General features: G+C 72.3%; 25 protein-coding genes. 9 read left to right on the forward strand and 16 right to left on the reverse strand.

From position 1 onward, the window contains the following. Positions 1 to 24: 24 nt before the first annotated feature. From dapA to BM028_RS00565, 3 genes are all read right to left on the reverse strand, one after another. Positions 25 to 1,002 (reverse strand): 4-hydroxy-tetrahydrodipicolinate synthase, encoded by a 978-nt coding sequence (gene dapA, locus BM028_RS00555; protein ID WP_071295500.1) that lies wholly within the window; start codon positions 1,000 to 1,002, stop codon positions 25 to 27. 228 nt (positions 1,003 to 1,230) lie between these two features. Then, positions 1,231 to 1,749: a dihydrofolate reductase gene (locus BM028_RS00560; protein WP_092383964.1), complete on the reverse strand. Its 519-nt coding sequence runs from the start codon at positions 1,747 to 1,749 to the stop codon at positions 1,231 to 1,233. Continuing rightward, complete coding sequence (locus BM028_RS00565) at positions 1,749 to 2,579, reverse strand: thymidylate synthase (RefSeq protein WP_092384850.1); 831 nt, start codon at positions 2,577 to 2,579, stop codon at positions 1,749 to 1,751. The genes BM028_RS00560 and BM028_RS00565 overlap by 1 nt, the downstream gene beginning before the upstream one ends. 58 nt (positions 2,580 to 2,637) lie before the next feature. Here BM028_RS00565 and BM028_RS00570 point away from each other — a divergent pair, with 58 nt between their 5' ends. Beyond that, the gene (locus BM028_RS00570; protein WP_175473607.1) at positions 2,638 to 3,549 is read left to right on the forward strand and encodes a TIGR01777 family oxidoreductase; all 912 of its coding nucleotides are present in this window, start codon (positions 2,638 to 2,640) and stop codon (positions 3,547 to 3,549) included. Between the two features lie 53 nt (positions 3,550 to 3,602). Here BM028_RS00570 and BM028_RS00575 read toward each other — a convergent pair whose 3' ends face one another. Both BM028_RS00575 and BM028_RS00580 read right to left on the reverse strand, forming a co-directional pair. After that, the gene (locus BM028_RS00575; protein WP_402717719.1) at positions 3,603 to 4,064 is read right to left on the reverse strand and encodes a tetratricopeptide repeat protein; all 462 of its coding nucleotides are present in this window, start codon (positions 4,062 to 4,064) and stop codon (positions 3,603 to 3,605) included. 5 nt (positions 4,065 to 4,069) lie between these two features. Further along, positions 4,070 to 4,816 (reverse strand): 4-hydroxy-tetrahydrodipicolinate reductase, encoded by a 747-nt coding sequence (locus BM028_RS00580; protein ID WP_254789342.1) that lies wholly within the window; start codon positions 4,814 to 4,816, stop codon positions 4,070 to 4,072. Between the two features lie 23 nt (positions 4,817 to 4,839). On the opposite strand from BM028_RS00580, the gene BM028_RS00585 reads away from it, so the two are divergent. After that, positions 4,840 to 5,316, forward strand: coding sequence for a GNAT family N-acetyltransferase (locus BM028_RS00585; protein ID WP_092383968.1), 477 nt, complete (start codon positions 4,840 to 4,842; stop codon positions 5,314 to 5,316). A 33-nt stretch (positions 5,317 to 5,349) separates the two neighbouring features. After that, positions 5,350 to 5,841, forward strand: a complete 492-nt coding sequence (locus tag BM028_RS00590; protein WP_092383970.1) for a DoxX family protein — start codon at positions 5,350 to 5,352, stop codon at positions 5,839 to 5,841. Here BM028_RS00590 and BM028_RS00595 read toward each other — a convergent pair. Beyond that, entirely contained in the window at positions 5,829 to 6,431 is a 603-nt protein-coding gene (locus BM028_RS00595) for a histidine phosphatase family protein (protein ID WP_070419134.1), read from the reverse strand. The genes BM028_RS00590 and BM028_RS00595 overlap by 13 nt on opposite strands. A gap of 8 nt (positions 6,432 to 6,439) precedes the next feature. Next, on the reverse strand, positions 6,440 to 7,774 hold the full coding sequence (locus BM028_RS00600) for a M16 family metallopeptidase (RefSeq protein ID WP_070416515.1): 1,335 nt from the start codon (positions 7,772 to 7,774) through the stop codon (positions 6,440 to 6,442). 249 nt (positions 7,775 to 8,023) lie between these two features. Here BM028_RS00600 and BM028_RS00605 point away from each other — a divergent pair, with 249 nt between their 5' ends. Together BM028_RS00605 and BM028_RS00610 are read left to right on the forward strand one after the other, a co-directional pair. After that, a complete protein-coding gene (locus BM028_RS00605) occupies positions 8,024 to 8,671 on the forward strand; it encodes a TetR/AcrR family transcriptional regulator (protein ID WP_071301677.1) in 648 nt (215 codons plus the stop codon). Between the two features lie 127 nt (positions 8,672 to 8,798). Continuing rightward, positions 8,799 to 9,326, forward strand: a complete 528-nt coding sequence (locus tag BM028_RS00610; RefSeq protein ID WP_092383972.1) for a YbhB/YbcL family Raf kinase inhibitor-like protein — start codon at positions 8,799 to 8,801, stop codon at positions 9,324 to 9,326. Positions 9,327 to 9,396: 70 nt separating this feature from the next. Here the strand turns inward: BM028_RS00610 and BM028_RS00615 are convergent, their stop codons facing one another. Beyond that, positions 9,397 to 11,670, reverse strand: coding sequence for a polyribonucleotide nucleotidyltransferase (locus BM028_RS00615; RefSeq protein ID WP_071295422.1), 2,274 nt, complete (start codon positions 11,668 to 11,670; stop codon positions 9,397 to 9,399). Between the two features lie 279 nt (positions 11,671 to 11,949). Between BM028_RS00615 and BM028_RS00620 the strand changes: the two genes are divergently transcribed. Continuing rightward, positions 11,950 to 13,143, forward strand: a complete 1,194-nt coding sequence (locus tag BM028_RS00620) for a coiled-coil domain-containing protein (protein ID WP_071301679.1) — start codon at positions 11,950 to 11,952, stop codon at positions 13,141 to 13,143. On the opposite strand, the gene BM028_RS00625 is transcribed toward BM028_RS00620, so the two are convergent. The 5 genes from BM028_RS00625 to BM028_RS00645 form a co-directional block, all read right to left on the reverse strand. Then, the gene (locus tag BM028_RS00625; protein ID WP_217647211.1) at positions 13,144 to 14,064 is read right to left on the reverse strand and encodes an FAD:protein FMN transferase; all 921 of its coding nucleotides are present in this window, start codon (positions 14,062 to 14,064) and stop codon (positions 13,144 to 13,146) included. Further along, entirely contained in the window at positions 14,061 to 14,351 is a 291-nt protein-coding gene (locus BM028_RS18375; protein WP_092383976.1) for a hypothetical protein, read from the reverse strand. Before BM028_RS18375 ends, BM028_RS00625 begins: the two co-directional genes overlap by 4 nt. 107 nt (positions 14,352 to 14,458) lie before the next feature. Next, a complete protein-coding gene (locus BM028_RS00635) occupies positions 14,459 to 15,109 on the reverse strand; it encodes a CE1759 family FMN reductase (protein ID WP_092383978.1) in 651 nt (216 codons plus the stop codon). Positions 15,110 to 15,248: 139 nt separating this feature from the next. Next, entirely contained in the window at positions 15,249 to 15,518 is a 270-nt protein-coding gene (rpsO, locus tag BM028_RS00640) for a 30S ribosomal protein S15 (RefSeq protein WP_070416523.1), read from the reverse strand. Between the two features lie 102 nt (positions 15,519 to 15,620). After that, on the reverse strand, positions 15,621 to 16,067 hold the full coding sequence (locus BM028_RS00645) for a VanZ family protein (protein ID WP_175473608.1): 447 nt from the start codon (positions 16,065 to 16,067) through the stop codon (positions 15,621 to 15,623). 112 nt (positions 16,068 to 16,179) lie between these two features. On the opposite strand from BM028_RS00645, the gene BM028_RS00650 reads away from it, so the two are divergent. From BM028_RS00650 to BM028_RS00660, 3 genes are read left to right on the forward strand one after another with little or no spacing between them, the layout of a single operon-like run. Continuing rightward, a complete protein-coding gene (locus BM028_RS00650) occupies positions 16,180 to 17,226 on the forward strand; it encodes a glycoside hydrolase family 6 protein (protein ID WP_092383980.1) in 1,047 nt (348 codons plus the stop codon). Positions 17,227 to 17,260: 34 nt separating this feature from the next. Continuing rightward, positions 17,261 to 18,310, forward strand: coding sequence for a M4 family metallopeptidase (locus tag BM028_RS00655; protein WP_092383982.1), 1,050 nt, complete (start codon positions 17,261 to 17,263; stop codon positions 18,308 to 18,310). A 28-nt stretch (positions 18,311 to 18,338) separates the two neighbouring features. Then, positions 18,339 to 18,611 carry a protealysin inhibitor emfourin gene (locus tag BM028_RS00660; protein WP_092383984.1) on the forward strand — a complete coding sequence of 91 codons (273 nt, stop codon included), beginning with the start codon at positions 18,339 to 18,341 and terminating at the stop codon, positions 18,609 to 18,611. Positions 18,612 to 18,793: 182 nt separating this feature from the next. Here BM028_RS00660 and BM028_RS00665 read toward each other — a convergent pair whose 3' ends face one another. From BM028_RS00665 to BM028_RS00675, 3 genes are read right to left on the reverse strand one after another with little or no spacing between them, the layout of a single operon-like run. Then, entirely contained in the window at positions 18,794 to 21,037 is a 2,244-nt protein-coding gene (locus tag BM028_RS00665) for a HelD family protein (RefSeq protein ID WP_175473609.1), read from the reverse strand. 59 nt (positions 21,038 to 21,096) lie between these two features. Beyond that, complete coding sequence (locus BM028_RS00670) at positions 21,097 to 21,933, reverse strand: aldo/keto reductase (protein WP_070416527.1); 837 nt, start codon at positions 21,931 to 21,933, stop codon at positions 21,097 to 21,099. Continuing rightward, positions 21,933 to 22,304, reverse strand: a complete 372-nt coding sequence (locus BM028_RS00675) for an FKBP-type peptidyl-prolyl cis-trans isomerase (protein ID WP_092094011.1) — start codon at positions 22,302 to 22,304, stop codon at positions 21,933 to 21,935. The genes BM028_RS00670 and BM028_RS00675 overlap by 1 nt, the downstream gene beginning before the upstream one ends. Between the last annotated feature and the right edge of the window lie 23 nt (positions 22,305 to 22,327).

Genomic DNA, 22,327 nt, shown 5'->3' on the forward strand with positions numbered 1-22,327 from the left:
CGCGTCCTGCGCGCCGCGTGTTCGCTAGCGGGTGGTGCCTGGCACCTTCGGAAGAGCACCGCCGGCCGCTGCGTTGCGGTCGGGGCGGAAGTTGGAGAAGTCGGCGCCCGGGATGTCCCGGACGGCTTCGAGCGAGGTCTCGATGGCGTACGCCTCGGAGTCCTCGGGGCCGACGAGCGGCAACCGGACGCGCGGGCTGCCGATGCGGCCGAGCCCGTGCAGGATGTACTTCGCCGCCACGGTACCCGGCACGTGCGTCATCACGGCACGGACGAGGGGTTCGACGCGCTTGTGCTCGGCGGTCGCGGTGGCCAGGTCGCCCCGGTTCACGGCGTCGACGATGGTGCGGTACGGCGTCGACGTGATGTTCGCCGTGACGCCGATGAGCCCCGTCGCACCGATCGACAGGTGCGGGAGCACGTTCGTGTCGTCGCCCGAGAAGTACATGAGGTCGGTGTTGTTGAGCACCCGGGACACCTCGGCGAAGTCGCCCTTGGCGTCCTTCACCGCGAGGATGTTCGGGTGGTGCGAGGCCCGCACGATCGTCTCGTAGGTGATCGGGATGCCCGTGCGACCGGGGATGTCGTACAGGATCACCGGCAGGTCGGTCGCGTCGGCGATCATCCGGAAGTGGGTGAGCACACCGGACTGCGTCGGCTTGTTGTAGTACGGCGTGACGATCATCACACCGTCGGCGCCGGCCTTCTCGCTCTGCTTGTAGAGGTGGATCGCGTGCGCGGTCTCGTTCGACCCGCCACCGGTGATGATCTTCGCGCGCCCGGCGGCGACGGACTTGCCGACCTCGACCAGCCGGAGCTTCTCGGGGTCGGTCAGCGTGCTCGTCTCACCGGTCGTGCCGGTGACCACGATGCCGTCGGCGCCGGCGGTGATGCAGTCGTCGATGTGCTGCTCGACGCCGGGCCAGTCGACCTCGCCGTCGGCCGTGAACGGGGTCACGAGGGCGACGAGGACCTGACCGAAGGGATTCTCACGCGGGGACACGGGCACCAGCGTACCGGGGATGGGCGCGAGGGCTGCCGTCCGCGTGGACGGTGCGGCCCCGGAGGCGCGGCTCGACCCCGCCCCGCACGCTGCGGCCGCGCGGCGCGTGGCCGGCCGGCGCTGGCGCGGCGCGGCCGCCGCGTCCGCACAACGAAAGTCACGGGGAACCGCGGAACGGCGCGGCGCGACGTGTCTTTGGTTGTGCGGCGCCCGCCGCGCCGCCCGGCGCTACGCGCGCCGGCGCCACTCGAGGAAGCGGTAGCGCGTCCCGTCGACGCGCGACTCCTGCCACGGTCCCTCGTCGACGAGCGACCACCCGGCCACCCCGGCGAGCGTCGGCGCCACGGTGTCCCCCGGCACCTCGACGTCGATCACCGTCTCGGAGACCCGGTCGGCGAAGGGCACCCCCGCCGCGTACACCTGCCCGCCGCCCATGATCCACACCGGCTCGTCGGTGTCCAGCGCGGTCGCCAGGTCGTGCACGACCTCGGCCCCGTCGGCCGTCCACGAGGCGTCTCGCGTCAGCACGACGTTCCGCCGCCCGGGCAGCGGCCGGAAGCGCTCCGGCAGCGACTCCCACGTGCGACGCCCCATCACCACGGTCGCGTCGCCGGTGACCTGCCGGAAGTGCGCGAGGTCCTCCGGCACGTGCCACGGCATCCCGCCGTCGGCCCCGATCACGTCGTTCGTCGACCGCGCCCAGACCATCCCGACACCACGGACGGGTTCGGTCCACGAGGACGACATCAGACGGCGACCGCGGCTGTGATCGCCGGGTGGTGGTGGTAGCCGACGACCGTGAAGTCCTCGTACTCGTAGTCGTCGATCGAGTCGCGCGGCGCGAGCTCGAGCGTGGGGAGCGCGTACGCGGTCCGGGACAGCTGCTCCTCCACCTGCTCGACGTGGTTGTCGTAGACGTGGCAGTCGCCGCCGGTCCACACGAACTCGCCGACCTCGAGCCCGGTCTGCGCCGCGATCATGTGGGTGAGCAGCGCGTACGAGGCGATGTTGAACGGGACGCCGAGGAACATGTCCGCGCTCCGCTGGTAGAGCTGGCACGAGAGCTTGCCGTCGTTGACGTAGAACTGGAAGAACGCGTGGCACGGGGCGAGCGCCATCTCGGGGATGTCGGCGACGTTCCACGCCGAGACGATCAGGCGGCGGCTGTCCGGGTTCGTCGTGATCTGCTCGATGACCTGGGCGATCTGGTCGACGTGCTCCCCCGACGGCGTCGGCCACGAACGCCACTGCACGCCGTACACCGGGCCGAGGTCGCCGTCCTCGTCCGCCCACTCGTTCCAGATGCGGACGCCGTGCTCCTGCAGCCAGCGGGCGTTGCCGTCGCCGCGCAGGAACCAGAGCAGCTCGTAGGCGACGGACTTGAAGTGCACCCGCTTCGTCGTGACGAGCGGGAAGCCCTTCGACAGGTCGTACCGGAGCTGTGCGCCGAACAGGCTGCGGGTCCCCGTTCCGGTGCGGTCCCCCTTCGGCGTCCCTTCGGTGAGGACACGCCGCAGCAGGTCCTCGTAGGGGGTCGCGACGGTGGGGTCGGGCTGCACGGTCTCGCTGTCGGTCACGACCACGAGCCTACGACGAGCCGGAGACATCCACGGGCAGTTGAGTAGCGTGAGCGACATGACGACAGCGCCGCTCTCGATCCTGCTCGCCGGTGCGTCCGGCTTCATCGGTACGCCCCTCGTCCACGCCCTGCGCGAGGCCGGGCACCACGTCACCACCCTCGTCCGACGCGAGCCGCGCACGGCGAGCGAGTTCCGCTGGTCCCCGGGCACCCGGAAGCTCGACCCGGCGATCCTCGACGGCGCCGACGTCGTGATCAACCTCGCCGGCGCGAACATCGGCAAGCTCCCCTGGACCGAGACCTACAAGCAGGAGATCCTGCAGTCGCGGGTGTCCGCCACCGAGACCCTCGTCGAGGCCATGCGGCACGCGACGAACCCGCCGCCGCTGTTCCTCTCGGGGTCGGCCTCGGGGGTGTACGGCGACCGCCCGGCCGACGTCCTGCAGGACGACGCGGCCGCCGGCACCGGCTTCCTGGCCGAGGTCTGCACCGCGTGGGAGGCCGCCGCGAACGCCGCTCCCGAGGGCGTCCGCGTCGTGACGCTCCGCACCGGCATCGTCGTCGGGAAGGGCGGCGGCGCGCTCGCACCGCTCGTCCCGCTCACGAAGACCGGGCTCGGCGGCCGCCTCGGCACCGGTGGGCAGCACTGGCCGTGGATCGCCCTCGAGGACGAGGTGGGCGCGATCGTGCACCTCGCGACGAGCCCCGACGCCTCGGACGTCGTCGGGCCGGTGAACCTCGCCGGCCCCGAGGCCGCCGTCGCCGACCGCATCACCAAGCGCGTCGCCGAGGACCTGCACCGGCCCTACCTCTTCCGGATCCCGGAGTTCGCGCTCCGGCTGCTCCTGCAGCAGGCGGCCGACGAGATGCTCCTGTCGAGCCAGCAGATGGTGCCGACGAAGCTGCTCGAGTCCGGCTACGCGTTCCGGTACCAGCGCGCCGAGGACGCGGTCGACGCCGCGTTCTGACGCGACCGGCTGCGGGCCCGGAGGCGCGGTGCGGGCCTGCACCGCGCCTCCTGTCAGGACACGCGTGCCCTGGTGAGCGCTTCGCGCATCGCGGCCCGCGCCCGCTTGCGGTCACCCGCGGCGTCGTAGACGACGCCGAGTCGGTACCACCCGCGCCAGTCCGCCGGGTCGGACTCGACGGCGGCCCGGTACTCGGGGAAGAGCTCGTCGGCGGCCTCGCGCGTGGGACGCCCCGAGGGACGGACCGGGACGACGTCCGCGGGAGCGCCGCCCTCCTGCTCGAGCCGGGCGCCGAGCCGGGTGATGCGCAGGCCGAAGCGGAACTCGAGCACGAGCAGCAGCGCACCGATCGCCGCGACGACGAAGAGCGCGACGCCGATGCCGATGCCGATCGGGATGCCCGTCGCGATGAACGCCACGGCACGCTGTCCGACGAGCACGATGTACAGCGCCAGCAGCACCGCCATGAGCGCCGCGCCCCAGAAGGGCGAACGGAGGGACCGGGTCAGGCGCACGACGGTCAGCCGATGCCGAGGACGCTGCCGAGGCCGACCGTGAGACCGCGCATCGACCCCACGGCGGACAGCGCCGCACGGATGCCGGCCACGTAGGCGACGTCGTCGTTCGTGTCGTGACGGATGGTCAGGGTCTCGCCGGGGCCGCTCAACACCACGTCCTGCACGGCCGTGACGCCCGGCAGACGGAGCGAGTGGATCGGGACGCTCGCGACCTGCTGCCCCCGCGCGCGCTGGTCGACGTGGGGCGCGTCGACCGGACCGACCTCGCGCCGGGCGTCGGCGATGAGCTCGGCCGTGCGGACCGCGGTGCCCGACGGGGAGTCGATCTTGCCGGCGTGGTGCGTCTCGACGATCTCGACCGAGGGGAACCAGGGCGCGGCGATCGTCGCCAGGTGCGTGCCGAGCACGGACCCGATCGAGAAGTTCGGGACCACGAAGACGCCCTGCTCCGGACGCGACTCCAGCCCCGCGCGGAGTGTCGCGAGTCGGTCGCCGGACCACCCGGACGTCCCGACGAGCACGTTCGCGCCGCTCACGAGGGCGTTGTCGACGATCGCGGGGCTGAGCGCCGGGACGGTCACGTCCACCACGATCGCCGCGCCGCCGAACACGTCGGGACCGGCCTCGTGCACGCCGTCCTTCGAGGACAGGCTCGCGACGAGCTCGAAGTCGGGCAGTTCCTCGACCACGGCGGCCACGAGGCCCCCGAGACGACCGGTGGCGCCGACGACGGCGACGGGAGTGACCATGTCCACCATCCTAGGATCGACGCATGACGCTCGAGGTCAGGACCGTGCCGGCAGACATCCCCGAGGTCGACGCCCTGCTCGACGCGTACCTCGACGAGCGCGAGGCCACGTTCCCGAGCGTGCAGGGGTCGTACTCGCGGAAGCGCACCCCGGCGGCCGAGTTCACGCCGCCGGTCGGCACCTTCGTCGTCGCGTACGACGGAGGTCGCGCGGTCGGGTGCGGCGGCCTCCGTCGGCTCCCCGACGACGGCGACGACGTCCGGTTCGAGGTGAAGCACGTCTTCGTGACCCCGGAGGGACGTGGACGCGGCGTGGCGACGGCGGTCATGGACGCGCTCGAGGCGAGCGGTGTCGAGCTCGGCGCGACGGCGATCGTGCTGGACACGAACGACTCCCTCGTCGCCGCCGGTGCGATGTACCGCGGTCGGGGCTACGAGCGGGTACCCGCGTTCAACGACAACCCGAACGCGACCGCCTGGTACCGCAAGCCGGTGCGCTGAGGCGATCCGCGCCTCCGCTCCGAACGGCAGGGCATGGTCCTGCTCCTCCGTGCCCTCGACTCCCCGACCCGCCTGCCGTTCCTCTCGATCTCGCTCGTCCGGGTCGCGCTCGGGCTGTTCTTCGCCGCGTCCGGGTGGAACAAGACCGTGACCGCTCCGGGTCGCGCGGCGATGGCGGAGACGATCCGCTCGATCGGCGCGCCGGTGCCCGACGTCACGGCCGCCGCGGTCGCCGGCTGCGAGCTCGTCTTCGGCGTGCTGCTCGCCGTCGGCCTCGTGACGCGGGCGGCTGCGGCCGTCCTCGGCGTGATCAGCACGGTCGCGCTCACGACCGTGGCGGTCCACCAGCTCGGGCCGGCGGACGCAGTGACCTGGTTCAGCGACCTGCTGTACCTGCCCGAGGTGCTGTACCTGCTCCTCGCGGTGGTGCTGGTCGCGCTCGGCGGTGGGCCGTTCGGGCTGGACCGGGTGCTCCGAGCGCGGGTCGCCGCACTCCGGGTGCGCAGGGCCCGTCAGACGGGCTGACCGACCGGCAGGCCCGTCCTGAGCTCGACGGGCAGGTGCGCCAGGTCGTTGAGCGCGACGACCTCGGCCGGCTTGGCCGAGCGGATCCGGATGATCGTCAACGCCGTGTGCGCCACGTTCGTCCCCATCCAGCGCCACTCGGGTGCCTGGAACGCCTCGCGCACGAACCAGCCGATGACGGCGTTGTGCGTGATGAGGAGGTCGTGCCGGTCTTCGCGGGCAGGGGTGAACCACTCCGCCACCGCATCGCCCATCTGGGCCTGCCCGGCGACGATCTCCTCTTCCGTGATGCCGCCGTACCACCCCTGGTAGGCGTGCGGCATGTCCGGCGTCGGACCCGACGGGATGCAGTCGAAGAGCAGGGTCGACGGCTCGGGCTCGATCGCCGGGAGCCGCTGCGACAGGAACGACGCGGTCTCGCTCGGCGCTTCGAGCGGCGAGTGGTAGACGCCGTCGAACGGCACGCCCCCGAGACGGTCCGCGACGAGCATCGCCTGCCGCTTGCCGCGCTCGGACAGCTTGCCGTCCCGCAGCCCGTGTTCGGCGTCCTGGTGTTCGCCGTGCCGGACGAGGTAGAGGTAGTGCGACATGTCGGTGCTCAACCGCCGATCCCGATCGCGGCCGCGAGCTCGTCCTGTTGCACCGCCCCGACCACCGAGGTGATCGTGGGCCGGGTCAGGAGGTCGCGGGCCAGGTCGAGGACGTCGTCGGTGGTGACCCGGTCCACGCGCTCGAGGGCGGTGGCCAGGTCGGTGAACTCCCCCGTGCCGAGCTCGGACCGGCCGAGTCGGGTCATCCGGGCGTCGGAGTCCTCGAGCGAGAGCGTGAGCGCCCCCTCGATCTGCCCCTTCGCGCGGCGGAGCTCGTCGCTGGTGATCCCGTCGTCGACCATCCGGCGGAACTCCGCGTCGACGATCTCGACGACCCCGGCGACGTTGTCGGGGGCGCACCCGGCGTAGACGCCGAAGGCACCGTTGTCGAGGTACGCGGGCGCGAAGGAGCTCACCGCGTAGGCGAGTCCGCGGCGCTCGCGCACCTCTTGGAAGAGTCGGGAGCTCATGCCGCCGCCGAGCACGGCGTTGAGCACGCTGAGGACCGGCCGCCGTTCGTCGCGGAGGTCGAGGCCCTGCGACCCGCGGAGCATCGAGACCTGTTCGGTCGGACGGTGCACGACCGAGAGCTTGGGGATCGCCGGGTCCGCCACCGGCTGCGGCGTGCGCCGTGCCAGCGGAGCAGCGTTCGGGGCGCCCTGGAACACGGCCTCGACGAGCTCGCAGAAGCGGTCGTGGTCGATCGCCCCGGCGGCGGTGACGACGATGCCGTTCGGCGCGTAGTGCTCGCGGTAGTGGGCGAGGACCTCGTCCCGCTGCACGGCACGGATGCTCTCCGGCGTGCCGCCGATCGGCCGGCCGAGGGCGTGCCCGTCGAAGGCCGCGGCGAAGAACGCCTCGCCGGCGACGTCGGCCGGGTCGTCCGCCGCCATCGCCAGCTCTTCGAGGATGACCCCGCGCTCGATGTCGAACGCCGCGTCGTCGAGGACGGAGCCGGTGACCATGTCCCCGATGACCGAGACGGCCATCGGGACGTCGGCGTCACGGACCCGTGCGTAGTAGCACGTGTACTCCTTGGCGGTGGCGGCGTTGTGCTCGCCACCGACGGAGTCGAACGAGATCGCGATGTCGAGGGCCGACCGGGTCCGGGTGCCCTTGAACAACAGGTGTTCGAGGAAGTGCGTCGAGCCGTACTGGCCGTCGCGTTCGTCGCGGGAGCCGACCCCGACCCAGAAGCCGAGGCTCGTCGAACTCGCTCCGGGCATGGCCTCGGTCAGGACCCGCACGCCGGACGGGAGGACGGTTCGGCGGACGAAGGCGCCCCCGGACGTCAGGAACGACGTGTCCGGGGCCTCGAGCGGCAACGGCACTGGGTGGTTCATCGCAGACGAGCCTACTGACCCCGGAGCGCCCGTCGCCCAGTTTCCACAGCCGCTCACGGTGTCACTCGAAGTGGGGTACAGATAAGGAGGATAGAAAGACTCGTCTGTCTGTCCTCCTTGTGGTACAGTTCTCGTACCGGATCGGAAGCCCCCCTATATTCCGATCCGGTGGCTCGGGACATCAGTCCTCACGCGGCACGAGTCCCCCCGCTCCGCCGCGGAGCCGATGAGCCCAAGGAGAGCCACGCTGTGACGGTCGATTCCCCCCAACCGACCGTCCAGCGTCTCCCTGGCCCGAGCACGAACCTCGCGTCGCCGGACGGGTCGAGCGTCCCCCCGGCTCCCCGTTCCGGCGGCGCGAAGGTCCGGATCCTCGAGACCGCCACGCGGCTCTTCTACGAAGAGGGCATCCACGGCGTCGGCGTCGACCGTCTCATCTCCGAGGCGAGCGTCACGAAGGCGACGTTCTACAAGCACTACGGGTCGAAGGACAACCTGATCCTGGCCTACATCCGGACGCAGCACGAACGCGTGCAGCAGCGGATGGAACAGCTCATCGCCGATGCCGGCTCGCCCGAGGCAGCCGTCCGGGCCTGGGTCACGGCCCTCGCCGACGAGGTCAACGACCCCGAGTTCCGCGGCTGCGCGTTCCTCAACGCCGCCGCCGAGTACCACGACCCTCGCGACCCCGTGCGCGAGGTCGTCGCGATGCACCGCGACTGGTACACCGAGCGACTGGCCGACCTGCTGCAGGAGTCCGGCCACACCCTGCCGGGCGACGGTGCGGACGAGCTCATGCTCGCACGCGACGGCGCCATGTCCGGCGCGTACGCCGGTGACGCGATCGCGGCGACGGCGGCCCTCGGACGCGTCGTCGAGCGCGTGCTCGCCGCCTGACGACGCACGTCGCGTCGACGAACGCGACCGTCTGTCGGCCTGGAGGCACGGGTCGGCCCCGCACCGCGCCTCCCGTCCGCCGGTGGGCACCGAGCGACATCCGAGCACGCGGGTGTTGGCTGGGGACATGGCCAACGACCCCAACTGGAACCTCCCCGAGGTCCCGACCTTCACCCTGACCAGCCCCGACTTCACCGACGGCGGCGTGCTCCCGACGTCCGCCCGCGGCACCGACGCCGGCGGCGAGGACCGCTCCCCCGCGCTCGAGTGGTCCGGCGCTCCGGAGGGCACGCAGAGCTTCGTGTTCACGGTGTACGACCCCGATGCCCCGACGGGGTCCGGGTTCTGGCACTGGAGCCTCACGGACGTCCCGGCGTCGGCGACCTCGCTGCCGGCCGGTGCCGGGACCGACGACGCGCTGCTCCCCGCCGAGGCGCTGCGCCGCCGCAACGAGTTCGGCACGGACACGTTCCTCGGCGCGGCACCGCCCGCCGGGCACGGGCCGCACCGGTACTTCTTCACGCTGAGCGCGCTCGACGTGCCCGTCCTCGAAGCGCCCGCGGACGCGACGCCCGCGGTGGTCGGCTTCGTGCTCCGCGAGCACCTGCTCGGCCGCGCGCAGCTCGTCGGCACCCAGGAGACCCCCGCCGCGTAGTCCCGCAACGGCGAACGGCCGCCGCCCCGGAAGGGACGGCGGCCGTTCGTGCGTCAGGACGCGGGAGGGATCAGCCCTCGGCCGGGGCCTCGGCGTGGGACTCGTGTCCCTTGCCGCCCTCGGTGTCCACCTCGTCGGCGACGACCGGCGCGAGCGACAGCTTGCCGCGGTCGTCCACCTTGGTGACCTCGACCAGGATCTTCTGGCCGACGCCGAGGACGTCCTCGACGTTCTCCACACGCTTGCCACCGGCGAGCTTGCGCACCTCGGAGACGTGGAGCAGACCGTCGCGGCCCGGGAGCAGCGACACGAACGCACCGAACGTGGCGATCTTGACGACCGTGCCGAGGAACTGGTCCCCGATCTCCGGGTTCGTCGGGTTCGCGATCGCGTTGACCTGGGCGCGAGCGGCCTCGGCCGACGGACCGTCGACGGCGCCGATGTACACGGTGCCGTCGTCCTCGATCGAGATGTCGGCGCCGGTCTCGTCCTGGATGCCGTTGATCGTCTTGCCCTTCGGGCCGATCAGCTCGCCGATCTTGTCGACGGGGATCTGCACCGAGATGACACGAGGAGCGGTGTCCGCCATCTCGTCGGGGGCGTCGATCGCCTCGTTCAGCACGCCGAGGATGGCCGAGCGGGCCTCCTTGGCCTGCTTGAGCGCGGCGTCGAGGACGGACGAGGGGATGCCGTCGAGCTTCGTGTCCAGCTGGATGGCCGTGACGAAGTCCGAGGTGCCGGCGACCTTGAAGTCCATGTCGCCGAGCGCGTCCTCGGCACCGAGGATGTCGGTCAGCGCCGCGTAGCGGGTCTGGCCGTCGACGGTGTCGGAGACGAGGCCCATCGCGATGCCCGCGACCGGGGCCTTGAGGGGCACACCGGCGTTGAGGAGCGACAGGGTCGAGGCGCAGACGGAACCCATCGACGTCGAACCGTTGGAGCCGAGGGCCTCGGACACCTGACGGATGGCGTAGGGGAACTCCTCGCGCGACGGCAGCACCGGCACGAGGGCGCGCTCGGCGAGGAAGCCGTGCCCGATCTCGCGACGCTTCGGCGAACCGACACGACCGGTCTCACCCGTCGAGTACGGCGGGAAGTTGTAGTGGTGCAGGTAGCGCTTCTTCGTGACGGGCGACAGCGAGTCGATCTGCTGCTCCATCTTGAGCATGTTCAGCGTGGTGACGCCCAGGATCTGGGTCTCGCCGCGCTGGAAGATCGCCGAACCGTGGACGCGCGGGATCACGGCGACCTCGGCGTCGAGCGGACGGATGTCGGCGAGGCCGCGACCGTCCATGCGGACCTGCTCGGTCAGGATCCGGCCGCGGACGACCTTCTTCGTGACCGACTTGTAGGCACCGCTGACCTGGCCGTTGGCGCTCTCGGGGAGCTCGCCGGCCGTCACCTTGGCGGCGATGGCCTCCTTGACACGGGCCTTCAGGGCGTCGTCGGCGTCCTGACGCTCGAGCTTGCCGGCGATCTTGTAGACGTCGCCGAGCTCGGACAGCGCGATGGCCTCGACCGCGTCGTAGACCTCGGGGGCGTACGGCGGGAAGACCGGGTAGTCCTGGATCTCCTTGGCCGACTGGGCGGCCATCTTCGCCTGCGCCTCGACGAGCTGCTTGAGGAACGGCTTCGCCGCCTCGAGCCCCTGCGCGACGACGGCCTCGTCGGGCTTGGTCGCGCCGCCCTGGATGAGGTCCCAGCTGTGCTCGGTGGCCTCGGCCTCGACCATCATGATGGCGACGTCCTCGTTGCCGGCCTCGTCCGTGACGACACGGCCAGCGACGGTGAGGTCGAAGACGGCCTCGGCGAGCTGCGACGCCTTCGGGAACGCGACCCACTGGTCACCGATGAGCGCGAGGCGCACACCGGCGATCGGGCCGGAGAAGGGCAGACCGGAGATCTGCGTCGACGCGGACGCGGCGTTGATCGCGAGCGCGTCGTAGAACTCGTCCGGAGCGATGCTCAGGACGGTGATGACGATCTGGACCTCGTTGCGGAGGCCGTCGACGAACGACGGGCGCAGCGGCCGGTCGATGAGGCGGCAGACGAGGATCGCCTCGGTGCTGGGACGGCCTTCACGACGGAAGAACGAACCGGGGATCTTGCCGGCGGCGTACGAGCGCTCCTCGACGTCGACGGTCAGCGGGAAGAAGTCGAATCCTTCACGCGGGTGCTTGCCGGCGCTGGTGGCCGAGAGGAGCATGGTGTCCTCGTCGAGGTACGCGGCGACCGCGCCCTGCGCCTGCTGTGCGAGCCGACCGGTCTCGAACCGGACGGTGCGCTTGCCGTACTTGCCGTTGTCGAGAACGGCCTCGGCGAACTTGATCTCGGGACCCTCCAAAAGGGTGCCTCCTTGATGTGTTCGGCAGGCTGGGGCCACGGCACCCGATGGTGCGTGCGCGCCGAAGGGATCGGGACGCATGTCTGGCCAGCAGTAGAAGCACTCGGGAAACCGTCCGGCCCGCGAGCCACCACCGATGACCAGCTCCGTGCCCGGCCTGCGCAGTGTTTGTCGTAACGCCCGGGGAAACGGTCCCTGGACGTGATGGACTTTACCAGTCCTCAGGGATTCGGCGGCGAGGCTCACGGCGAACCGGAGTGTCCTCGCTAGCCTGCTGCCATGCGCCTCACCCCCTCCCGGGGCTGGTTCGTCGCGGCCGCAGTGGTCGTCGGCGCGCTCGTCGCCCCCGTCGTCACCGCTGTCCCGGCGAACGCGACGGAGTACCCGAGCTGGCAGGACGTCGAGCACGCGAAGGGCAACGAGCAGACCAAGAAGGCCGAGGTCGCCAGGGTCCAGGCGGCGCTGGAGTCCGCCCAGCAGGCCGCAGCCGTGAAGTCGCAGGCGGCGCTCGTGGCGTCCCAGCGTGCGGACGCGGCCGAGTCGGCACTGGCATCGGCCACCCAGGCCGCCACGAGCCTCCAGACCCAGGCGGACCAGGCGGCGAAGACCGCGGACCGCGCCCAACAGCGCGCCGGCCAGCTCGCCGCGAACCTCTACCGCGACGGCAGCTCGAGCCAGATGACCACGCGCATCGCGACGGCGAAGGACCCCTCCCAGCTGCTGTACCAGCTCGGCGCGCTCGACCAGCTGTCGTCGACGTGGGCCGGCGTGATGGACGACGCCTCGGTCGCCGCGAGGACCGCGTCCTCGCTGCACGACCAGGCCACCCGTGCCGAGGACGAGCGCGCCGACCTGGCCGATGCCGCCGAGACGAAGGCGAGCGCGGCGAAGGACGCCGAGGCCGCCGCCGACGCCGCGGTCGACGACACGCAGCAGCACAGCGACGAGCTCTACGCCCAGCTGGCGTCGCTCAAGGACACCACCGCGAAGACCGAGCAGCGCTACCAGCTCGGCGTGCAGGTCGCGGCGCAGAAGGCCGAACAGCAGCGGAAGCGCGAGGAGGCGGCCGCGGCAGCAGCAGCCGACGCGGCACCGAGCCCGGCCGTCCCGTCGACGAGCGGCGGCGGTTCGTCCTACCCGAGCACGGGCGGCGTCGTGGTCGACCCGGCGGGTGCCCAGGCCTACGCCCGCAGCGCCATCGGGTCGTACGGGTGGGGGTCGGACCAGTTCTCGTGCCTGGTGTCCCTGTGGACGCAGGAGTCCGGCTGGCGTGCGAACGCCCTGAACGTCTCGAGCGGGGCGTACGGCATCCCCCAGTCGCTCCCGGCGGAGAAGATGTCCGTCGCCGGCGCGGACTGGCGGACGAACGCGGCGACCCAGATCAACTGGGGCCTCGCCTACATCCACGACGCCTACGGCTCGCCGTGCGGGGCGTGGAACCACGAGATGAGCGTCAACCCGCACTGGTACTGATCAGCCGTCGTCGGCGGGCCAGCCCCCGATCCGGACGACGGTGCCGTCCGCAGCGACCAGGCGTGCCGCGCGACCGCTCCGCCGGAGCATCTCGGTGGCACCGTGTCCGCGGACGACCGCGGCGGTCGTCATCGTGTTCGCGGTGACGCACGACGGCGCGACGACGGTCACCGAGCGCCAGACCGGTTCGGCGGGCAGTCCCCACCGCGGGTCGAGGATGTGGTGCCGGGCGTGGCCGTCCTGCTCCCACCGGCGCTTCCGGGTGCTCGAGGTCGCGACGGACCAGCCGGAGGCGATCCGCACGTGGTCGGCGGGGTCGTCGTCGAGGTCCTGCACCCGGACCTGCCAGCCGCCGGACGGGTCGGGCCCGGCGGTCGCGACGTCCCCGCCGAGCGAGACGAGCGCGCCGATGCCGAGGCGGGCGGTGATGCTCGCCGCGGCCATGTCGGCAGCGGCGGCCTTGGCGGTGGCACCGAGGTCGAGCGTGACGCCCTCGGGCACGCGCAGGAAGGTGCCGGACAGCAGGACCCGCTGCCACGCCGGGCGGCCGTCGAGCGCTCGGGCCACGGCCTCGGGCGTCGGCACGGGTGGGGCGTCGGCGAACGCGGCGTCGTAGCCCAGCGACGCCATGCGGGCGCCGAGGGTCGGGTCGACGTCGCCGTCGGAGGCACGTGCGGCGTCGAGCGCCTGGTGCACGAGTGCGGCGAGGAGGGGGGAGACCTCGGCGCCCCGCACCAGGTCGGCTGCGCGGGCGACGAGCTCGGAGTCGCTGCGGAAGCGGCTGCACGCCGCGTCGACGGCGGCGGTGACCTCGACGACGCACGCCCGTGCGGCGGCGAGGTGGCGGCGGTCACGGTGGTCGAGGACGACGCGGGCGGTGGTGGTCCAGAGGTCCCACTCGGCTGCGGCACGCACGGTCACGATCCCGTCGTGGTCGCGTCCGAGGAGCCGGAGCCACCGGTCGTGCCCTCGCTCACGCCCTGGTCGGACGAGGTCCCGGTGTCGGACGAGGTCCCGGTGTCGGTCGAGGTCCCGGCGTCGGACGAGGTCCCGGCGTCACTCGTCGACGAGTCGGCCGAGCCCGTCGTGGCCTGCTCGTGCCCGAACCACACCCCGGCCCCGGTCAGCGCCGCGACCACGAGCCCGCCCACGCTGACGAGCGCACTCGTCGTCCAGCCGGGTCGCCGGCCGTTGCCCCTGGTGTCCATCGGTCCTCCTCGTCGTCACGATCGGTCGTCACGACGAGGTTCCCGAGCCCACCGGTGAGCGGGCCGGGCAGGGGCTGCACCCCCGCCCGACGACCCCTGTGGCCGGCCTAAGAGCGCACGGCCGAGTGGCCGAGCCCACCGAGCAGGGACGCGAAGTCCGCCGTCGCGGGGAGCGCGTCGGCTTCCTGCGGGGTCCGACGGGAGGCGCGGATCGCCCAGGCCAGGTCCTCGCCGGCCCGGCGGATGCGACCGTCCAGTGCGGCCGAGTCGCCCTCGCTCCCCCAGTCGTCGGTGGCGGCGAACACACCGGTGGGGACCACCGCGGCGCGGAGGTACGCGAACACCGGACGCAGCGCGTGCTCGATCGCGAGCGAGTGCCGTGCGGTGCCGCCGGTGGCTCCGAGCAGGACCGGCATGTCGGCGAGCGAGTCCTTGTCGAGCACGTCGAGGAACGACTTCGCCAGACCGCTCACGCCGGCGGTGAAGATCGGCGTGACGAACACCACGGCGTCGGCCTCGACGACCGTCGCCATCGCGGCGGACAGCGCCGGTGCGGCGAACCCGGTGAGCATCGCGTCGGTGATCTCGTGCGCCAGCGGACGCAGGTCGACGTGCAGGACGTGCGCCGCGCCTCCTGGCAGGCCGGACGGGCTCGGTGCGGCGAGCGCCGCGATCGTGGCCTCGCCCAGGCGGTCGGCGAGCAGGCGGGTGGAGCTGGGCTCGGAGAGCCCGGCGGAGACGACGGCGATGGTGGTCATGGTGAGTCCCGACTTTCGATGCGTTTGCATGAACATCGTACCCAACCGCACGTCCCCCGTAACCATTCCCGGGGGAACGGAGAACGCCCCGGTCCTCGTGTGAGGGCCGGGGCGTTCGGTCAAGCCGTGGGTCGGTCGACTAGCGACGCAGGCCGAGACGCTCGATGAGCGCACGGTAGCGGGCGATGTCGACGTCGGAGAGGTAACCGAGGAGACGGCGACGCTGACCGACCATGAGCAGCAGACCACGACGCGAGTGGTGGTCGTGCTTGTGCTCCTTGAGGTGCTCGTTCAGGTCGTTGATACGACGCGTCAGAACGGCGACCTGGACCTCGGGGGAACCGGTGTCGCCCGGGTGGGTCGCGTACTCTTCGATGATCTCCTGCTTGACCTTCGCGTCAAGTGCCATGCGTAGATCCCCTTTCAGTCCGTTGCGCGGTGCCCGTGCCTGATGCACGAGCGCTCTTTGTCCGCGGCCGTTCGACGGCAACCGCGCAAGACTACCAGATCGCTAGACGGTCCTGGCGCGCAGGCGACGCCGACGCGGTGCCGGCAAGAGACTGCGGACGAGGCCGACGAGCGTCGCGCCGAGCAGACCGCCGAGGCCGTTCGACAGGACGTCGCGCGGATCGGCCACGCGGTAGGGCAGGTAGGTCGCCTGCGCGAACTCGATGCCGGTGGAGAGCACGACCGCGACGACCGCACCGAGGATCCACCACCGGCGCGGCAGCCACAGCGCGGCGAGCATCCCCACGGGCACGAACATCGCGATGTTGGCGAGGAACTCCACGCGGTCGTAGCTGAACCACGTGCCGTGCGGGAGCTGCTGCACCCAGGCGATCGCGTGCAGGACGAGGGAGTTCTGCGCCGCCGAGAAGACCTGCGGGGTCAGCGTCATCCGCCAGATCACCCAGGCGTACGCCGCGGTCAGGGCGAGGAGGAGGAGCTTCCGGAACATCCGGCCAGTCTGGGACACGGTCCTGGCAAGAAGCGGCGGCGACGCTGGGTGAACGCCCGGCGGGACGGGCCGGGCCTGGGCACGCCGGGGTCGCACCTGCGAGCATGGGCGCATGCCGAGTCTCGAGGGAACCCGTGCACGCCGCAGCCCCGGCCGTCGTCAGTGGACGTGGATCGGGCTCGCCGCGGTCGTCGTCGCCGCGCTCGTCGTGACGCTCGTGCTGGTGCTCCCCCGCGGCACCGAGCCCACCGGCAGGCAGGTCGCCGAGCGGAAGACGGCGTCCGAGGCGTTCCCCGGCGGCCTCGCGGAGCAGCCCGAGGCCGAGAACCAGCCCGGCAAGCGGGAGTCCGAGGCCCGTGCCGACGGCGACGACACCACGGCCCGGAAGATCGCCGTCATCGCGGACGAGCCGATCGCCACCTGGCTGACGAATACCTCGGTGTCCGAGACGCGCCAGACCATCCGGGACGTCGTCCGCAGCGCCGAGCGGCAGCGGAAGACGCCGGTGTTCGTCCTCTACAACGTCCCGGACCGCGACTGCGGCAGCTACTCCAAGGGCGGGACCGCCGCGGACGAGTACCTGCCGTGGGTCCGGTCGGCGGTGCGCGCCATGGCGGGTTCCCGGGCCGTCGTGCTCGTCGAGCCGGACGCCATCGCCCAGATCCAGGTGTGCAAGCGCCTCGAGCAGGACCGCCTGCCCCTGATCCGCAAGGCCGTCGACGAGCTCAGCGGCCACGGCCTCACCGTGTACCTCGACGGCGGGAACGAGAACCGCGTGCCGACGGCGACGATGGCGAACTGGCTGCGCGAGGCCGGGGTCGACCGGGTGCAGGGCTTCTTCACGAACGTCTCGAACTTCTACCGGGTCGACCAGGAACGCGCCTACGCCGACCGGCTCGCGGACGCGATCGGCGGCGACCCGCACTTCGTCATCGACGTCTCGCGCAACGGTCAGGGCTGGCGCGGGACCTGGTGCAACCCGGACGGCGCCGGCCTCGGCCAGGCCCCGCACGTCACCCGCGGCTCCACCCGGCTCGACGCGCTGCTGTGGGTGAAGACGCCGGGGCTGAGCGACGGCACCTGCAACGGCGGGCCGGCCGCCGGACAGTGGTGGGAGTCGTACGCCCTCGGGCTCGTGGAGAACCGCAAGCAGGACTGACCGCGGTGTCGGTGCCCGGTGGTTGCATGACGCCATGACCCCGACCGACCGCATCCGATCCGTCGTCCCGCCCTACCTGCTCCGCGCCGTCGCCGACGCCCAGGGCTTCCCACGCGCGGCCTCGGCGGCACGGACGGCGCTGGCGTCGCTCGACACCGTCCAGCGTCCGAAGCACGAGCACCGGGTCCGTCCGCAGGGCGTGAGCGGCGCGGTCGACCGGTCGCCGCAGCGGACCATCTCCGACGCGCACGGCAGCACCACGCTCCCGGGCACCCCGGTCCGGCGCGAGGGCGACCCGGCCTCCGGCGACCCCGCGGTGGACGAGGCGTACACGGGCCTCGGCGACACCCACGCCTTCTGGCTCGAGGTGTTCGGCCGGGTGTCGATCGACGGCGCAGGCCTCCCCCTCGACGCCACGGTGCACTACGGGCAGGACTACGACAACGCCTACTGGGACGGCAGCCGGATGGTGTTCGGCGACGGCGACGGCGAGGTCTTCAACCGCTTCACGATCGCGGTCGACGTCATCGGCCACGAACTCGCGCACGGCGTGACCCAGTACACCGCCGACCTCACGTACGAGGGGCAGTCCGGGGCGCTGAACGAGTCGATCAGCGACGTCTTCGGCTCGCTCGTCGCCCAGTACGCCCGCCGCCAGAGCGCCGACCAGGCGTCGTGGCTCATCGGCGAGGGGCTCTTCACCCCGGCCGTGCACGGCGTCGCACTGCGGTCGATGCAGGCCCCCGGCACCGCCTACGACGACCCGGCGCTCGGCAAGGACCCGCAGCCCGCGACGATGGCCGGGTACGTCGACACCACCGAGGACTCCGGCGGCGTGCACACGAACTCCGGCATCCCGAACCACGCCTTCTACCTGGCGGCCACTGCGATCGGCGGCAACGCGTGGGAAGGCGCCGGAGCCGTCTGGTGGGACGCCCTCACGTCCGACGCCGTCACCGCCTCGATCGACTTCGCCGGGTTCGCCACCGTCACCGTCGACGCCGCCCGCACGCGCTTCGGGGACGGGTCGGCGCAGCACACCGCGGTGCAGGACGCCTGGCGCACGGTCGGCGTGCTCGACTGAGCCGGGCTGCCGGCGTACCGTCGGGGGCATGCACATCGACGTCCGCCGCAGTGGGGGCATCGCCGGTACCACCAGGGGTTGGCGCGTCGACACCGATGCCTGCGACGACCCGGGCGGGTGGTCGGCGCTCGTCGGTGCCCTGCCCCGCGACGCCCCGAGTGCCCCTGCGCCGGGTGTCCGCGACGACTTCACGTGGACGATCACCGTCGAACGGACGACGGTCACGATCCCCGGCACCCGCCTCGACGGCCCGTGGGCGGCACTGGTGACGCGCGTGCGGGCCGAGGGCACCCCGACCTGACGGACGTGCGCCGCGCCTCCCGTGCGCCCGCGCGTGCGCCCGCGCGCTCGCGCGTGCGCCCGCGCGCTCGTGCGCTCGTGCGGCGCTTCGTGAGCAGAAACGGTCGGGTCGCCCGCGCGCACCCGACCATTCCTGCTCACGAAGTGACGCGCGCCGCGCTCACGACGTGACGCGCGCGGCGCTCAGGCGACGTCGACGACGGTCAGGCGGCGCGTCGGGCGCGTCATGGCGACGTACACGGCGGCAGCCGCGCGCGCCGCGTCCGCACCGACCCGCTCCGGGTCGACCAGCAGCACGCCGTCGAACTCGAGGCCCTTCGCATCGGCGCCCGTGAGCACCGTGACGGACCCCGGCCGGGGCGACCCGAGCGACCGGACGTCCACCTCGGTCCGGGCCAACCGCTCGCGGACCGCGTCCACGTCGGCCTCGGGCACGATGACGCCGATCGTGCCGGCGCCGATGTGCTCCCGCTCGCTGCCGACGATCGCGGCGACCGTGTCGAGCACCTCGGCCCGGCTGGACGTGACGCGCACCACGGGGTCGCCGTCGCGCACGGCCTCGGTCCGGGTCACCGCGAGGCCGGCGGCGTCCGCGAAGGCCCCGGCGGCCTCGACGATCGAGCGCGGCGTGCGGTAGTTCACCGTGAGTTCCTCGACGCGGTGCTCGATCGGCACCTGGGGCGCGCGGCCCCGACGACGGCGGGCGAGGGCGCCGACGACGTCGTCCCACGTGCGGGCGGCCCCGGGCGAGGACCCCTGCGCCATGTCGCCCACGATCGTGAACGAGCGGAGCGGGTTCCGGCGGGCGAGCACCCGCCACTGCATCGGGGAGAGCTCCTGCGCCTCGTCGACGACGATGTGGCCGTAGGTCCACTCGCGGTCCTCGGCGGCGCGCTCGGCGGTGGAGCGGGGGTCGCCGCCCTCGGCGAAGGAGCCGGCGACCTGCTCGGCGGTGACGATGCCCTCGACGCCCATGTTCTCGATGGCCTGGCGGGCGTTCTCGATGTCGCGGTTGCGGCTGGCCTTCGCCGCGCGCTTTGCGGCACCGCCGGTCGGGTCGAACGGGCCGAGGAGCTCGGCGGCCTCGTCGAGGAGCGGGACGTCCTCGACCGTGAACGCGGCTCCCCGCTCCCGCAGCAGCAGGGCCCGGCGCTCCGGGGTCCAGTGGGGGGTGAGCGAGGCGAGCCAGTTCGGCCGCGCGTACAGGTCCTCGAGGAGCTTCTCCGGCGGCAGCGGCAGCCACGCGGTGTTGAGGAGCACGCGGGCGTCGTACGACGACCGGATGTCCTCGCGCAGGACCTTCTCGTCCGCCTCGTCGACGGTGGTCCCGCGCTGGCGGAGCTGCTCGGCGAGCAACCGCGTCATGGCGTCGAGCGCGGTCTTGTTGAACGTGACGCGGGCGGCGTTGTGGGGCTTCCCGCGGTCCTGCGCACGCTTCATTGCGTCGGCGACGAGCTCGGGCGGCACGACGAGCCGCTCCCCCTCGACGTCGAGCGTGACCGACTCGGTCGGGACGACCTGGCGGGACCGCACCGCGCGACGGAGCAGCTGCGCCATCTCGGCCGAGCCCTTCACCGCGGCGACGTCGCGCTGGTCGTGCTTCGTCGCGTGCACGCCCGGGTAGAGCGAGCCGAGCGAGGCCATCACCACGCCGGTCTCGCCGAGCGACGGGAGCACCTGCTCGATGTAGGTCAGGAACGCCGGCGACGGGCCGACCATGAGCACGCCGGACCCCCGGAGCCGCTCGCGGTACGAGTACAGCAGGTACGCCGCACGGTGCAGGGCCACGGCGGTCTTGCCCGTACCGGGGCCGCCCTGGACGATGAGCACGCCCTCGAGCGGGGAGCGGATGATCCGGTCCTGCTCGCCCTGGATCGTCGCGACGATGTCGGTCATCCGGCCGGTGCGCTCGGCGGTGACCGCGGCGAGGAGCGCGCCCTCGCCCTGCAGGTGCGTGCGCTCGTCGTCGTAGAGCGTGGCGTCGAAGACCTCGTCCTCGATGCCGACGACGCTCCGGCCGTCGAGGGTCAGGTGCCGGCGGGCGCGCATGCCCATCGGGTGCGCGGCGGTCGCCTGGTAGAAGGCGCTGGCACCGGGGACGCGCCAGTCGAGCAGGAGCGGGCGGTGGTCGCGGTCCCGCAGGCCGACACGGCCGATGTAACGGAACGAGTCCTCGTCGCTGTCCGGCTCGGACACCTCGAGCCGCCCGAAGACCAGGCGGTCGCCGACGCGCTCGAGCGTCGCGATGGTGTCCTCGTAGAGCCGGGCGTACGCGTCGCGTTCACTGCGGCTCTGGTGGTTCCCGCCGACCGCTTGACGGCGGGTTTCGGCGAGACGCTGCTCGGCCTCGGCGGTCAGCTCGTCGAGACGGCCGAACAGGCCGTCCACGTAGCCGCGCTCGCGGTCGATCTCGGTCGGTTCTGACACACACAACCCTTCGGGACAGGGGAACTCAGTGTAGTCCCCCCATCCCGAAGTGAGGCTTCCTACATCTCTTCGTGCGTGTCCGGGTCGCCGTCCCAGAGGCGTCCGCGCTCGAGGCCGGAGATCGCCGCGACCTCGGCGTCGGTCAGCTCGAAGCCGAAGACGTCGAGGTTCTCACGCTGCCGGGCCGCGTCGCCGGACTTCGGCACCGGGACGGCACCGATCTGGACGTGCCAGCGGAGCACGACCTGCCCGGGGGTGACCCCGTGCGCGGCGGCGGCGTCGACGATCGGCTGCTCCGTGAGGAGTTCCGACCGCTTCGCCAGGGGGCTCCAGCTCTCGGTCACGATGCCGAGCTCCTGGTGCACCTTCCGCAGTTCGCCCTGCGGGAAGTACGGGTGCAGCTCGACCTGGTTCACGGCCGGGGCGACACCCGTGGCGTCCACGATGCGACGCAGGTGCTCCGGGGTGAAGTTCGAGACGCCGATCGAGCGGACCTTGCCGCTGTCGCGGAGGTCGACGAAGGCCTTCCACGTGTCGACGAACTTGTCCACCGACGGGTTCGGCCAGTGGATCAGGTACAGGTCGACCGAGTCGAGGCCCAGGTTGCCGAGGGTCTCGTCGATCGAGCGGTGCGCCTCGTCGTAGCCGTGGTGGCGGCCGGGGAGCTTCGACGTGACGACGAGGTCCTCGCGCGCCACCTCGGACTCGCGGACGGCCTTGCCGACGGCGTCCTCGTTGCCGTAGTTGAGCGCGGTGTCGAGCAGCCGGTAGCCGCCCGCGATCGCCGTCCCGACGGCCGCGGCGCCCTCGTCGCCGTTCAGCCCGTAGGTGCCGAGGCCGAGCTCCGGGAACCGGTGTCCGTCGTTCAGCTCGATGGTCGGTGCGCCGACCTGCATCAGCGGACCCCGAGCAGGTCGATGACGAAGATCAGGGTCTTGCCGGACAGGAAGTGGCCGCCGCCGGCGGGGCCGTAGGCGAGCTCCGGCGGGACGACGAGCTTGCGGCGCCCGCCGACCTTCATGCCGGGGATGCCCTCCTGCCAGCCGCGCACCAGGGCGGCGAGCGGGAAGTCGATCGGCTCGCCGCGGTTCCACGAGCTGTCGAACTCCTCGCCGGTCTCGTACTCGACGCCGGCGTAGTGCACCTTGACGGTCGACCCGGCGGAGGCCACGTCGCCGGAGCCCTCGACGATGTCGGTGATGACGAGCTCGGTGGGGGCGGGGCCCTCGGGGGCGTCGAACTCGGGCTTGCTGTTCAGGTCAGTCATGCCCGCCAGTCAACCAGAGAGCG

It is taken from the genome of Curtobacterium sp. YR515, from assembly GCF_900113095.1.
Lineage (GTDB): Bacteria > Actinomycetota > Actinomycetes > Actinomycetales > Microbacteriaceae > Curtobacterium.